Annotated in this window: 10 protein-coding genes; all 10 read right to left on the bottom strand. The window is 60.6% G+C overall.

Going from position 1 to position 13328, the window contains the following annotated elements:
• Positions 1-247: 247 nt before the first annotated feature.
• Positions 248-3187, bottom strand: a complete 2940-nt coding sequence (locus HMPREF2944_RS06815; RefSeq protein WP_070681803.1) for an endonuclease — start codon at positions 3185-3187, stop codon at positions 248-250.
• 78 nt (positions 3188-3265) lie between these two features.
• A complete protein-coding gene (locus HMPREF2944_RS06810; protein ID WP_070681800.1) occupies positions 3266-6037 on the bottom strand; it encodes a DUF6493 family protein in 2772 nt (923 codons plus the stop codon).
• A gap of 69 nt (positions 6038-6106) precedes the next feature.
• Positions 6107-7516: an SWIM zinc finger family protein gene (locus HMPREF2944_RS06805; protein ID WP_070681797.1), complete on the bottom strand. Its 1410-nt coding sequence runs from the start codon at positions 7514-7516 to the stop codon at positions 6107-6109.
• Between the two features lie 191 nt (positions 7517-7707).
• Positions 7708-7965 carry a preprotein translocase subunit SecG gene (gene secG, locus HMPREF2944_RS06800; RefSeq protein ID WP_005506130.1) on the bottom strand — a complete coding sequence of 86 codons (258 nt, stop codon included), beginning with the start codon at positions 7963-7965 and terminating at the stop codon, positions 7708-7710.
• 108 nt (positions 7966-8073) lie between these two features.
• On the bottom strand, positions 8074-8538 hold the full coding sequence (locus HMPREF2944_RS06795; RefSeq protein ID WP_070681794.1) for a hypothetical protein: 465 nt from the start codon (positions 8536-8538) through the stop codon (positions 8074-8076).
• A gap of 279 nt (positions 8539-8817) precedes the next feature.
• A complete protein-coding gene (tpiA, locus tag HMPREF2944_RS06790; protein WP_070649467.1) occupies positions 8818-9594 on the bottom strand; it encodes a triose-phosphate isomerase in 777 nt (258 codons plus the stop codon).
• Between the two features lie 257 nt (positions 9595-9851).
• Entirely contained in the window at positions 9852-10631 is a 780-nt protein-coding gene (locus tag HMPREF2944_RS06785) for a DUF6318 family protein (RefSeq protein WP_246826283.1), read from the bottom strand.
• Between the two features lie 88 nt (positions 10632-10719).
• Positions 10720-11310 carry a DUF6318 family protein gene (locus HMPREF2944_RS06780; protein WP_070681788.1) on the bottom strand — a complete coding sequence of 197 codons (591 nt, stop codon included), beginning with the start codon at positions 11308-11310 and terminating at the stop codon, positions 10720-10722.
• 483 nt (positions 11311-11793) lie between these two features.
• Complete coding sequence (locus HMPREF2944_RS06775; RefSeq protein WP_141755747.1) at positions 11794-12627, bottom strand: DUF6318 family protein; 834 nt, start codon at positions 12625-12627, stop codon at positions 11794-11796.
• A gap of 10 nt (positions 12628-12637) precedes the next feature.
• Positions 12638-13243 (bottom strand): DUF6318 family protein, encoded by a 606-nt coding sequence (locus HMPREF2944_RS06770; RefSeq protein WP_070681782.1) that lies wholly within the window; start codon positions 13241-13243, stop codon positions 12638-12640.
• Between the last annotated feature and the right edge of the window lie 85 nt (positions 13244-13328).

Below are 13328 nucleotides of genomic sequence, written 5' to 3'. Positions count from 1 at the left end.
CATCTGCGCCCCGTCATCGCGGTAGGAACGGCGCTTAAAAGAAAAATGGCGGGAAGCGAAGAATCCGACAAATATAAGAAAAGATATTTCAGAAAGTAGGACTCTTCATGATCCGCCATTACCTATAGAGTACTCCCACCCCGCAACGACGGTCAAGCCGTTTCGTCACGGGGCGGTGAGTGGGGTTGGGTGCACGGGGTTGGGTGCACGGGGTTGCGCGCATAGGGGCGCAGTACGGGGTGCTCCCCTATGACTCCCCTGCCGTGAGCTGCCCTTCAGCGCCAGCCGGTGAGGTGCCTCCACCCGAGGTGTTCCCACCCAGTAGCGCGAGCGCGGCTTCGCGGGCGGCAAGTGCCTCCTCCGTCTCGCGGGCAGGCACGGCAGCCAGGGCACGTAGGCTCTTCGCCAGCACCGTGGAGCCCTTCATCTTCGGCTCCAGGACGGCGGGGACCTCAACCGGCGTGCCGTACAGTTCGGCAAGCTCCACGGCAAGGCGCACATAGTCACCGCCCTTCGTCAGCCCACCAATCATCGGCAGTAGCAGACGCAGAACCTGCAGCACACGCCAACCCGCCAGAACACCGATACCCGACACCTCACGCAGGGTCGCCACCAGACGGTTCGGAAGGACCATCCCGTCCTCCAGAGCCCACTTCAGGGTCTCCGCGAAGGTTCCTGTATCCAGCAGGCCCGCCTCAAAGAGTGCCGCAATGGCCTCCGCCGCCGCCAGACGGTACTCGGGGTTCTTCGCGCTCGCCACATAACCGAGCAGAGTGCAGGTCGGGGCGCCCACCTGCACGGTGGATTCCCTCAGCGCGCGCATCAGCACGGGGACGGGGGTTATGGTCTTCTCCTCAACGCACTGCGAAGCGGCAAACAGGAAGTATGCAGAGAGCAGGTCCGGGTTGTTCTGAAGCAGCCAGGACGACCACTCGGTGAGCGCCGGGAGGAAGTCACCCAGCCAGCTGTCAACCCTGCCGAGATTCAGCAGATATACGAAGGGAATAAACGCCGTGTTAAGAGCCTCGTAGGCGATGGACTCCTCGGGGCTCATACCGGCGGTTGCACGGCTCAGTGCCTCGCGCGCCTCATTCGCTGTATCCACGATGTCGTTCTTGACCTGCCACATGGGCTGGTACTCTACGAACTCCTCGGCGTCGAAGTTTTCGAAGCCTGCCTCGCGAAGACGACCTTCCTGGCTGGCTTGCCGGTATTCCTCAATTCGATCAAAATCGAGACCGCGGTTGTAGCCACTCCAGGGGATGTCCAGGCTGGAGACCATACGGTACGTCCAGTCGCTATAGGTAAGCTGACGGGCGGGTAGTGGGGCGCTCAGCAGACGCACCGTGCGTCCTTCCGTGTGGTACTCTCCCCCGGTGGCGACGGCACGCATCTGTTCCCGGAAAATCTCGTGGAGGTCGCGGTATCCCTTCAACGGCTTGTAGTCAGCATTCCAGAGATGGTGTTTATTCTGAATAGTCAGACGTATCATCTCTTCCTTGCTCAGGAGCGCGTTACTCGGGCAGGCTCGTGCAACCATCTCACTACGGTCGGAATACTGCAGGAGCGGCGTGAGCTCGGGTAGCTCCCATGACTCGTATCCTGCGGCCTCGGCGTTAGCTACCAGCACGGCGCACAGCGCAGGCATGTACGCGACGTTGTTGTAGTAATATTCGCTGGCAATCTTGCGCAGGGTGCGAAGCTGCTGCTGTTCCACTGGTGCCAGCTTGTCGGTCGCGGCAAAGTGGTAAAGACGCGACAGGTTCTCTCCCCGGGTGCTGGGAGATTCGTCCTCGGTAATTCGACCCGAGGTGGTGTTCGACTCTTCCGTCAGCAGAGTGCAGAACTCTTCCAAATTTGCGATGGATGCAACAGGTTCTCGATGCTCAACGCCGGGCAACAGCACCGGCGGCACCTCTACGGAGGCGCCCGCCGCCTCCGCCTCTTCCTGCTGGGGTAGGCGGTCTTCGGGCAGGCAGGCTTCCGCGGCGCCGCGCAGTTCCAGGGGTAGCACCTCGTAGGCTTCGAGGACGCGCTCAGCAATGTAGTTGGCGAGCGCCAGCTGCTCGGCGGTTTGCGCCTTCTTGCGCTTGGCCTTGCTCACGCCGGCGTACTGGGTGGCGATGAGCTTGAGCAGGCGCAGGGCGCCGCGCTGAATCTTCTTTTCGGTGCGGTAGAGGTTCGCGCCGAGTGCGTCGATGAGCTGTTCCAGGTCGATCTGTTCGAGGGGCTGCAGGTCGGGGGTCTTCTGCAGAGCGGCGGGTGCGCAGGCTTTGAGGACGTTCTGCAGCATGGTCTGCGCGAACCCGACGGAGGCGCTGGGCTCCGCAGTGAGAACAGCCATGAGCTGCCCGAATCGTGCCCGATTTTCTGCGTCGGTGGGTTGCAGGTCCGTGTAGACGGAGTGGAACGCAGCCGAGTTGAAGGCACTGAAATCGCTGGTCAGGCCGCGTAGCAGGGCGTCCAGAATCTCGTCACGAATATCGAAGTATTCGCCCATGAGGCGGCAGAGTTCCGCGCTTTCGCCCATGTGGTTGCCGTAGCCCTTGAAGAGTACCCCCTCGGTGCGGAAGACCGCCCAGAATTCCTGGTCGAGCAGGGTCATGTCGCGGGTGAAGAAGGTCTTGAGCTGGGCGTGGTTGCTGGCGCTTCCCTTCTTCACGCAGGGCAGGGCCTCGTGCAGGAAAAGAACCAGGTATTCGGGGGCCTCGCAGCTCAGGTTGCGGGCGCGAAGCAGCGTATAGCAGGTTTCCCAAATTTTCTTCGAGCGCGCCCAGGAGTTGGGCAACCCCTCAATGAAACGCAGAATCCACTCGTCGGGTCGTTCGGTGGCGCCGAGCAGGAACGCATCAATCAGCTGCTGATCCGGGCGCCCCTCCCAGAGCAGGGTGCGCATGGCGCGACCGGCGGAACGGTGATATTCCCACGGGTCGCCGTCGGGGGTGCGCACGAGCGCCCCGGCAACGTACGCGGCGAGCGGGGTGCGGTTAATATGGTCGCTACCGATGACGCTCCTGGGGGTGAGGGTTCGGGCGAGGGAGGCGCGTTCCTCCTCGGTGGTGCCGGTGATGACGGCGTGGTATTCCTGCACGTCAGTTGATTCTGCCGCCATGAGGGCCTTGAGGGCGGTGCGGCGCTCTTCGAGGGTGCGCTCGCTGGGGTTATGCGGCTGGGCGGTATCAGTCATTGGTACCTGCTTTCGGAGTTGATGGTGAATGGTTGTGAAGAGTTGAACGGAAGCGTTGAACGGGTGCGGGCGGGGCGGTTAGCCCTGCACCTGCTTGAGGATATTCCGGGCGTACCGCGCCTTCTGCGAAGAACCGGTCAGCGTACCCAACCAGGCACGCAGCGGCTCATCCACGAGCTGCGCACGGGTGGCAGGGTCGAGGGTCGCCAACGCCTGGCTGAAAGCGCCCAGCAGCTTACCGAGTGAGTTCGCACCGGTATCCAGGTGCGGTATGAGGCGCGCGAAGAAGCGCACCGCCGCCCGCGCATCCAGCTGGGCGAAGTCGGTGAGGGCGAGCGCCCAACGGTTCAGCATCGCCAGCGGCACAAAGTTCACGAACCCTGCGGTGGCATCCTCGAGGCTGAGCTGGTCATCCAGCACGCGGTGCATGATTTCCACGGCGAGGGAACGAATCTCGACGCGCTGCTCCGAGAATCCCGCGGCAAACACGAAGGCGCATGCGGGACCCCACACGCCGGGGTGCGCCGCCAACGCCAAATACAGGCTCCGGTCGAAGGCGCTGTGATCCAAGATGTACCAGTTGCTGCTAGCGCAGTAGTACGCCAGCGGTTCTGCCTGTGAGGGGTAGAGCAGGGCGTACTGTCCTTCTTCGTCGTGGTGGGCGGTGGCGAGGCCCCGGAAAGCATTCAGCTCGGGGGTGGATGCGCCGTGCGCCACTCCGTTCAGCTGAAGGCCCCAGCTTTTCTCCCTCTGGGATACCGTGATGGATTCCAGGTAGGGGTTGATGCGCCCGGTGGCGAGGGTGCCGTCGAGGGCGGAGCGGAGCACGCGGATCTGTGTAGGGGCAGAGCGCGGAGCGTCCTCCTGAGCGTTCTTCACATATTGGTCTTCGAGGCTTCCAAGCAGGGTCAGCGCCTCGGCACGGCGGCTCTGTGCGTCCTGCCGCTGCTCGTTGGTAACGTACGGAGGCAGCACCTCCGGCACGCGCACACGCAGTAGCGCCGCCGTGAAATCATGGCGCAGGATAGTGGCTCCATCAGCCAGGTTCTTGGCGTACCGACGCACCAGGGTATCCGGATGCACCCACCCGCCGAACAGTTCAGGGGTGGCGAGCGGGGTGTAGCTCTGCCTGCTCTGCAGCACGCCGAGGGCGTCCTTGAATCCGGTGCTGAAGAACGCGGCGTGGCGGGAGTACATGGTGTGCAGGTTCGGTACCGTACCGGGGTCTTCCTTCGGGGTCATCTCCGATGCCTTCGGGCGCTCACGCAGCTTCCCGACGGCGGCAAGAACCGTCAAGTGCGCGCGCATGTCGAACCATTCCAAACCCCAGTGGTTCAGCTTTTTCAGGCAGATAGGAACCAGCTGTTCGAGCAGGTTCGGACTCTGCGCGGTGCCGTCGGCGCTGAGCAGGTAGGCGGTGAGCAGTTCCAGCTCCAGCTCGCACCCGGCGTGCGTTTCGGGTTGGTCTGCTTCGCTGAGAGTGTCGGGGGTGGCGCAGGGCGCAACCTGGTGGTGCAGGAGCGCGCGGGCGCGTTCTTGCACGTCAGATGCGGTAACGGGGCGCACGGGGGTGTCCCAGTACCGGTGGATTACGGCGCGGGAGGCGGCGAGCGCCTCCGCGGCGGCGGCCTCAATGTCAGCAGCTTCAGTGAGGGCGGTGCTGTCCTCGCCGCTCCCCCGGCTATTCTCCGGGCTGTACCCATCTTCAAGCAGCGGCGAGCCCTCTTCCTGAATCTGCGCCACAACCAGCGGATCGAGCTGGGAACGGTAGTCGCGGTAGAGTTCGCGGGCACGCTCGGCAAACACAACAGCGTCGGCGCTCGCATCGTCTGCGGCGCCCGCCTGCACCCATTCTTCGAGGTGTTTGAGGGCGGCGGCTTGAACCTGCGCGTGGGTGTGGCTGAGCGCCATGACTACAGCGTCTTCGCAGGCGGCAGCATCGAGGGTGCCCTCCCGGTACAGCGCCTGGAGCATGGTCAGGATTTTGAGCGCGTTTGCTTTGGTTCCGGCGCATACGGCGGGTGCCGCGTAGGCGAAGGCGGTAGCATCCAGCGCCTGCGGGTTTTTGCTCCAGAGGCGGTGAATATGCTGCACACCAAGGGTTACGCTCGGGCCGATGGGCGAGGAGAACAGCGTCAGAAATTCGCTCTGACGTGCCGCAATTTCTTCGGCGGTGAGTTTGAGTCCGGTGACCAGGCGTGAGAACCAGCCGACCCGGTACGCCGGGAAGTCGCTCATGAGGGAGCTCAGGAGCGCGTCAATGAGGCGGTCACGGCTAATCAGCCCGGTTTCGGTGGCTTCGATGAGGGCGCAGGACCAGCCGGGGTTGTTGTCCTTCTGCCCGGGCTTGTAGGAATCGCGCTGGGTGAGGGATACGTCCCGGTTACCTTCGACGGCGAGCATACCCCAGATGAGTTCTTCACGGAGCTGTTCGTCCTCGCGCAGCAACGGAAGAATCAGGTCGGACTCACAGTTGATGAGGGCGGTGTAGTAGTCCTCGTCGTGCTCAAGGACCGTGCCGTCGTAGAGTTCGGCAAGCCGCATGGAGGCAGCGCCCGAGAACCAACCTGTCTCAATATAAGCTTTGACGCGGTCCTGGGTGACGGTTCCGGGCTTATTTTTGCCGACCTCGGAGCCGAACGGGGTGGTGACAATGTCGAAGTACTGCCAGCGGCGGTAAATCTGTTCGAAGGTACCGCCGACCGCCAGGATGTTGGCGAGGTTGCGGTTGAAGTGCATGATGTCGCTCCAGGTTTTCTGTTGCCTGCGGAGCGGGTAAATGACTTCACCGGGGAGCGGCTCGGTGATGACCCCTTCGGGGAAGGTGTGCGTTTCGGGGCGTTTGCTCATGGTGGTCTTTCGGAAGGAAGCTGAGGCGAGCTTTTGGGGCGTCGTCTTTTAGTGCGGTGCGTGGTGTGTCTAGCCGGCGGCGTGTTCGCGGTAGAGAATACTGACCGCCAGCGCGTGCTTGCAGGGGCCACGCGTACCGCGGTACTTCAACCACCAGGGGCAGGAGCAGAGGTACCCCTCCACGGCGTACGGGTCGGCGGACAGCACCACGGTGTACGTGTTCTCACCGCTGCGCACACTGTACTCGCCGGTGCCGTGCTCCCCCGCCCCGACCCGCTCAATAGCGCCGGAGTCGGCAAGCTTTTTCGCGCCGACCAGGCGCGGGTGCATGGCGGTCAGCGCATCCGGATGCACCGGCAGCGGGCGGTGGAAATACTCGCCGGCATGCGCGTCAAAACCAACTTGACCGGAGGAAGCCAGCAGGGCGAGCGCGTCGCGGGTTGCCGCCTCGTCCAGGCCGGCACGGGCAGACATGACGGGCACGTCAATGCGCGGCTCGAAGGAAAGCAGCACGCTGAGCATGTCAGCGTTCTGGGCGGTGTTCGGGTTAGACAGCGCCTGCAGCACGGATCCCTCACCGGAGAATCCGCGTGACTTTTCGGGGCTCAGACCGATGCTCAGGCGTGCGCCTGGCAGGTGCGCCACCCACACGCTGGGAACGGGCGCGTTACCGGCGCTCACGGGCTCACTGTACGCGTCCAGGCGCTGAATGTGGCGGATGAGCGGCTCAAGCACGCGCAGACGCTCGGGGCCCGCCACGCATACAGATCCGGCGGTGGCGCGGGTGGCGAGACGCAGCGAACGCACGGCGCGGGTCGCCCACAGGACCGCCTTAGTGCTGGAGTTACGCGGCAGGGAGTGGATAAAGGTTCGGGCGGCGGCAGCGTCCAGGCTGTGCACCGGGCTCATGCGGGATGAGAGCATCTGTGTTTCTGCAAAACCCTTGAGCCAGCGGATGGGCAGCGGCACTTTTTCTTCCATGACGGAGCCGTCAAGGGTGGTGGTAAGCAGCCCGTCGTCGCCGACGTTCAGGTGGATGGGTTCCCCTGCCATGAGGGAGGCGAGCGCGGCACGCAGAGGCGGGTTGACGTCTACATTGGTGACGCCTACGGCGCTGTGGCTGGCGTCGAGCGCGCTGGAGTCAACGTCGAGGCGCGCGTACACTCCGCAGCAGGCGCTGAAGGATTCGAAGCGCAGGCCTTCGGCAGTGCTGGTGACGACGGGGTCTGCGGCGCGTAGGGCTCCGGCGAGGGAGCTGGGCGGCACGTAGAAGCGGGTGCGGGCGACCCTGGCGACGACCAATAGTGCAGTGGCGTAGACGTCTGCTCGTTCGAGGAACCCGGAGAAGAAGTACGGGTGGGAGGCGGCACCTTCGGGGGTGCTGCCGCCGCTGGTGGCGAGGCTGAGCGCGCGGGAGTCGGCGCCGTCGATGAGGGCTGACGGGGCGGTGTACGTGTAGTCGAGGGTGTAGGCGCTCATGGCTTCTTTGCCTTTCGTATGTGGTGTATACGTCCTATCATGCCGTAAAGATTCGCGTCCCGCTACCGCTTTCGTCATTGCCGTTTGGTGCATAAAAAATCCCCGGCATTCTCGGTTGAGAAGTGCCGGGGAGAAGCTCTATTCGGCTCACCCTCGGTGGGGTGGGCGTGGGCTCTGACGAGAGGCTCTGACTAGACGACGATCTGGCCGTTGAAGCGCATTGCCAGGCCGTACAGGACCACTGCGATAACCCAGATAACGATCACGGTGACGGTCAGGCGGATCAGGTTCTTGGACGCCATACCGGAGGAGTTCAGGGAGTTGGTCATACCGCCGCCGAACATGTCGGAGAGGCCGCCGCCCTGACCGCGGTTGAGCAGCACAAGCATCACTGCGATCACGCTGGTGATGGCGATGATGACCATGAGTACGTTCATGATGACGTCCATGGGGACCTTCCTTCGTTGTCTTCTGGTGGGGTGCCTGGGCTGCGGGGCGCAGACAGACGAGTTTAACTATACGCTACAGCCGCCATTCGGTCACGTTGAGGCGGCTTTTTACGCGGCGCGGTTGCTGCGGCGCTGGTACTCGCTGGGGGTCAGCTGCAGGGCAGCGGGCCGGTCGGTGAGCACACGCTGGGAGGTGAGCTCATCGCCCTCAGTGTCGTAGGCGCGCACGTACCCGCCGTCGATGAGGTAGTAGGTGAACTGCTGCGCGGCCGCCCAGTAGGCGCCTCCTCCGGCGTAGAAGCCCTGGTCTACCCAGTCGCGCAGGGTGAGGGTGACGGGGATTTCGGGCGAGGAAGTGCGGCTGTAGAGCCGGTCGAGGAACTCGTCGCGGCGGCTCTCGAAGTACTGGTATTCGGGTGAGGGCTCCCTGTACTCTTCGCTGCCCGCGTAGCCGAGGTTGCCGCCGTCATTGCCGGGTAGGCGCGGGGCGCTGACCCTGCGGTTGCGGATGTAGAGGAAGAGCATCGTGCCGATGAGGCCTGCGATGATAAGGGAGAATCCGAAGCTGAACATGCCGTTAAGTGTACGGGGTGAACCGTGCGGCGGGCACGTTCCGGGCGGGTTTTGCGGCGAGGGGCGAACGGGCCCCGGCGTATCGTCCACCGGCCGCGCATCGCCGGTTAGCGGGACTCCCCTTAGCCCAACTCCCCCACCACTTTGCTGCCGAAGCTCACGGACTTACGGAGGTGCACCCGTGAAGAAGCGCGGTTAAGTTAAAAGGCGCGGCGCCCGGTCAGGTGGGTACCCGGCCGAGCGCCGTAACACTATGAAACGCCGTGATGCGTCGAAGCTTTATGCGTCGAAGCGTGCGATTGCTGCGAACTCTTCAGCCTGCAGGGATGCACCGCCGACGAGCACGCCGTCCACGTCTTCCTTGCCCATGATGGAGGGTGCGGAGGAGGACTTGACGGAGCCGCCGTAGAGAACGCGGACCTTCTCGGCAACGTCTGCGGAGTAGAGCTTAACGATCTCTGCGCGGATAGCTGCGGACATCTCCTGCGCGTCGTCTGCGGTTGCGACCTTGCCGGTGCCGATGGCCCAGACGGGCTCGTAGGCGACGACCAGGGTCTCTGCCTGCTCTGCGGTCAGACCAGCGATGGAGCCGCGCAGCTGCTCGAGGGTGTACTCGACGTGGGTGCCTGCCTCGCGGACCTCGAGGGGCTCACCGACGCAGAGGACGGGGGTCAGGCCGTGCTTGTAGGCTGCCTGGACCTTTGCTGCGCACAGCTCGTCGCTTTCGTGGTGGTAGGTGCGGCGCTCGGAGTGGCCGACGAGCACGAAGGTTGCGCCGAGCTTGGAGAGGAATGCGCCGGAGATTTCGCCGGTGTATGCGCCGGAGTCGTGGACGGAGAGGTCCTGGCCACCGTAGAGGATGTCCAGCTTGTCGCCCTCGACGAGGGTCTGCACGGAGCGGATGTCGGTGAAGGGCGGGAAGACGGCAACTTCGGTTGCGGAGAAGTCAAAGTTTGCGTCGTCGAGGGTCCATGCGAGCTTCTGGACGAGGGTGACTGCCTCTGCGTGGTTGAGGTTCATCTTCCAGTTGCCTGCGATGAGGGGCTTACGCGACATAGTTCGCTCCTTAGCTGTCCCGCGCGGTATGCCGTGCGGGGTTGTTGTTCGGAATTTTCCTTTCCCATTTTAGAGGGTTGGCGGCATATTTTCACTGGTTCGGCGCGGTTTTATGCTTCACGTTGACTATTCTCACCCCGCACTCATCGGTTTCTTTTAGCCCTCGCCGTTTTACGGGTTCTGGAGCCGTTTAAGCGAGCGCAGGGAAGCCTTATAGCAGCTTCCCTGCGGATGCGTGCCCTCGTTCTTGTCTCAGGCTATAGATTGCCAAAGCCCTTCGGGTAGATTGGTTCGTAGGTGTTACGGTTGCTGTAGCCGTCGCGGTCCACCACAATCACCCACTGCCCGCGCAGATGCTCCACAGCCAGCGAGAAACGCCCCAGGTACCTCAAATATTTGTGGATATCCTGCTTCTCACCCGTCTCAGTCACGTAAAACGCCAGGTCCGTAGCCTTAGTCGTGTACAGGGTGCTCACCAAAATATTTCGGCTCGTATTTTTAGCCTTTTCACCCGCAACAAGATCGTCAACAACGTTGGCGCTCAGCACATTCTTGTCAGCCGAAATAACCCACCCGCGCTTCTCCCTGTACAGGCGAAGAATATCGGGGTGTAGCACCTTTTCGGGGTCCGTGACCTTAGAAAGAGGCTCCGTGTCGCCCGTGTGGTAGAAGTAGTTCATCGACGCAAAGAAGTACGCCAAGAATGCGTACAAGCCGGCGCGGTCGTAGTTATCCATTCCGGGCTGCTGAATCGGGTACGGCACGTTTTGCGCCGCCTGCGCCTCGGTGGCAGGAATGAAGCGGCCCTTACGCTCAAACGCCGTGTAGACGAGCGGCCCGGAGGAAGGCCCCAAGCTGCGGAGCTCATCGTACTTCTCCGTGGGTTCCAGGCGCACAAATTCCTGGTCCCGCTTCTTATCGGCTTGGGAATCCGAGCTCATCGTATTGAGCAGGTTGACACCCCAGCCAAAAGCCACCGCGACGAGGGCGGCACCGGCGAATACGCCAGCCCGTATAAACTTGGCGCGAGAAAGCATAGACCTCATGTACGCACGTTGCTCGTTGTATCCGGGTCCGCCGTATCCGGGTCCACCAAAGTTATTCGTCATGTTGCTCTCCCCTCCCCTAGCTCAAACTATTTTCTAGGATGAATTGGACGGGCCTCCACTCATTCGTGAATTGTGTGCGTAGAGTCCCGTGTATCGCGCCGTCACGAATCAGGCCGCGCGTATCAAAATCGGTGATGGGATACACCTGATTAGTGTCCTTGCGGTACACCTGAACTTCGGGCAGGATATCGAACCGTACGTTCCATTCCACAATTTTTAGCGTCTCGTCGATGAGGCGCGGTTGCCCTTCCAGCAGGTTCATGGTCAGAATCTGAGGGTTGGGTGTGATGGCCCAGCCTTTACCCTCTTCGTAGAGGTCCTGAATGGTGGGGAAGAACATTTCCTCGCTGATATTGTCCATTCTCAGAACCGCAGGTTCCGAGGCGAGAATCATGTAATTCTGGCAGGCGTAGTAGTAGCCCAGGTAGGGGCGCAGGTTCCTCGCCGCATAGTGCCTCGGCCTGTACCTTACCCCCGGCGCCGGCGCCGAGTAGGCGGGGTGGTCCCGGTTTGCGGGCGTGTAGGGCCCAATCACGCCATCGGCAACGTACGGGTATGTTCCGGTGTAGTCTTTTTCGTCAAAGAGCGCTTGAGCGTCTACTGTCATTCTTTCCCTCCTTGGATTCGATGTTCACTAGTTGCCGTTTTCACGAGCTGCCGAGGTGGTTCTGGGCTGCTCGAGGCGGTTGGGTTCAGCACCTGGGCGTCTTCGCCCGCCTGTATTTGCTTGCCTGTATTTGTTTGCCTGTGGAGGTGCGTGCGCTCCCTGCTTCGCTCCCCCGCGGCAACTGTATGGGTACCGGGTGAGCGCAGGGAACCTGTACATTTCCAGTCTAGTAAAGCTGCTCTGTCCCTCTCGGATACAGGCCGCACATCTAGGGAATCCACAGCATATAGCCAGGAAACAGCCCCGCCCCCCCCCTGCCCGCGCAGGATTATCCGGGCATGAGCGGGCATGCAGAAACCTCCGTCGGAACGGTACCGAAATACCGCCCCGACGGGGGTTCCTGTTCTAAAACCATGTACTAATGCTACGCACTAAAGCTACGGAGTCAGGTGAGATGCACCCACATCAGGCACCCCGCACCTTTCATTCAGCCAAATCAGGGGCTTCAATGGGCTCAAACCCTGGCGGATACATAGGGGTATATTTACCTATTTCATACTTAACAAAGACCCAACGGCCGCGCAGGTGTTCTACGTGGAAATATGAGACATCCGAAAAAGGTATATTGATGGGGATTTTCTCTCCAGTATCCCGAATATAAAACACCTTATCTTTTGCTCCACGAAAATCTAAGTCGACTACAAAGATATTGCGCTTTGTATCTTTTTCAGAATCATATGTAAGTAATCTTTGCCTGACACTCGCACCGAGGATATCCTCTTTCGAAGATATAACCCACCCGCGCTTTTCTTGATAGAGCCGGAGCAACTCGGGGGTTAGCTTGTCATTCGGATTCACAACCTTAGAAAGCGGTTCAGTGTCCCCCGTATGATAAAAATAGTTCACCGCAGAACAAAAGTAAGCTATAAATATGTACAGACCACCCCTGTTGTAAGCATCAATTCCGGGTTGCATAACGGGGTATGGAACGTTTTGAGCTGGCTGTTCTTCAGTTGCGGGGATAAATCGTCCCTTACGCTCGTAGGCAGTATAAATAAGCGGACCGTACGAGGGCCCTAGAGAAAGAAGGGCATCGTATTTTTCTGCGGGTTCAAGACGAATGAATGGTTGATCTCGTTCTTCCTGAATTTTCTTCTTTCGTTTCTCGGTCCTCGTTTCGTCCGAATCAAACAGACCAACGCTCTGTCCAACAATCACCCCGGCAGCGCCCACGCTAAGCGTGGCTACTGTGCGGCGGGACATAAGAGGTGCTCTGCCTGCAGAATTCTCGGTTGTCTGCTCATCGTGGTTACTCATGGTCGTCTCCCTAGTTCTTAGTGTTTTCCGGGATAAATCGATGTTCGTCCTGCTCGTGCTTGCTACTCGCTGGGCGGGAACGGAATGTACCGTAAATTGCTCCGTCTCGGATAAGCCCACGCGTATCAAAATCACTGATGGGATAAAGCTGTCCGGTATCTTTTCGATACACTTTGGCTTCCGGAATAATGTCGAACCGAACGTTCCACTCCGTGATTCTTTCTTCCTGATTAATCATGCGCGGCTGAGGTTCAAGAAAATACATATTCAGAATCTGCTGGTTTGGGGTAATAACCCACCCTTTACTCTCTTCAAAAAGGTCCTGGATAGCCGGAAAGAACATATCCTGAATTACCGCCTCTTCTTTCAAGAAACGTGTTTCCGATGAAAGAAGTAAATAATTCTGACAGGAATAGTAGTATCTATACTGTTGCAATAGTTCCGCAGAGGTATAACGGTTAGTGACGAAGAGAAACCCACGATTTGGAGCGGGTGGCGAATAAGCGGGGTGATCGCGATTAGCCGGGGTATATAACCCGGTGACACAGTTAGCGATATAGGGACATTGTCCCGAGTAGTCTTCACCGTCAAAGAATTCTTTGTCATGCCTAGCCATTCTTTCCCTCCTGGCTTCTACCTAAGACCAGCTGCTGTATTCCTGGGCAGCTGGGCTGGATATACTCCTTCGCATATCCACGATG

The sequence above is a fragment of the Rothia sp. HMSC072E10 genome, from assembly GCF_001813965.1.
GTDB classification, from domain to species: domain Bacteria; phylum Actinomycetota; class Actinomycetes; order Actinomycetales; family Micrococcaceae; genus Rothia; species Rothia mucilaginosa_A.
Note: the sequence above shows the minus strand (reverse complement) of the source record. Positions and strands in the feature narration are given on the sequence as shown.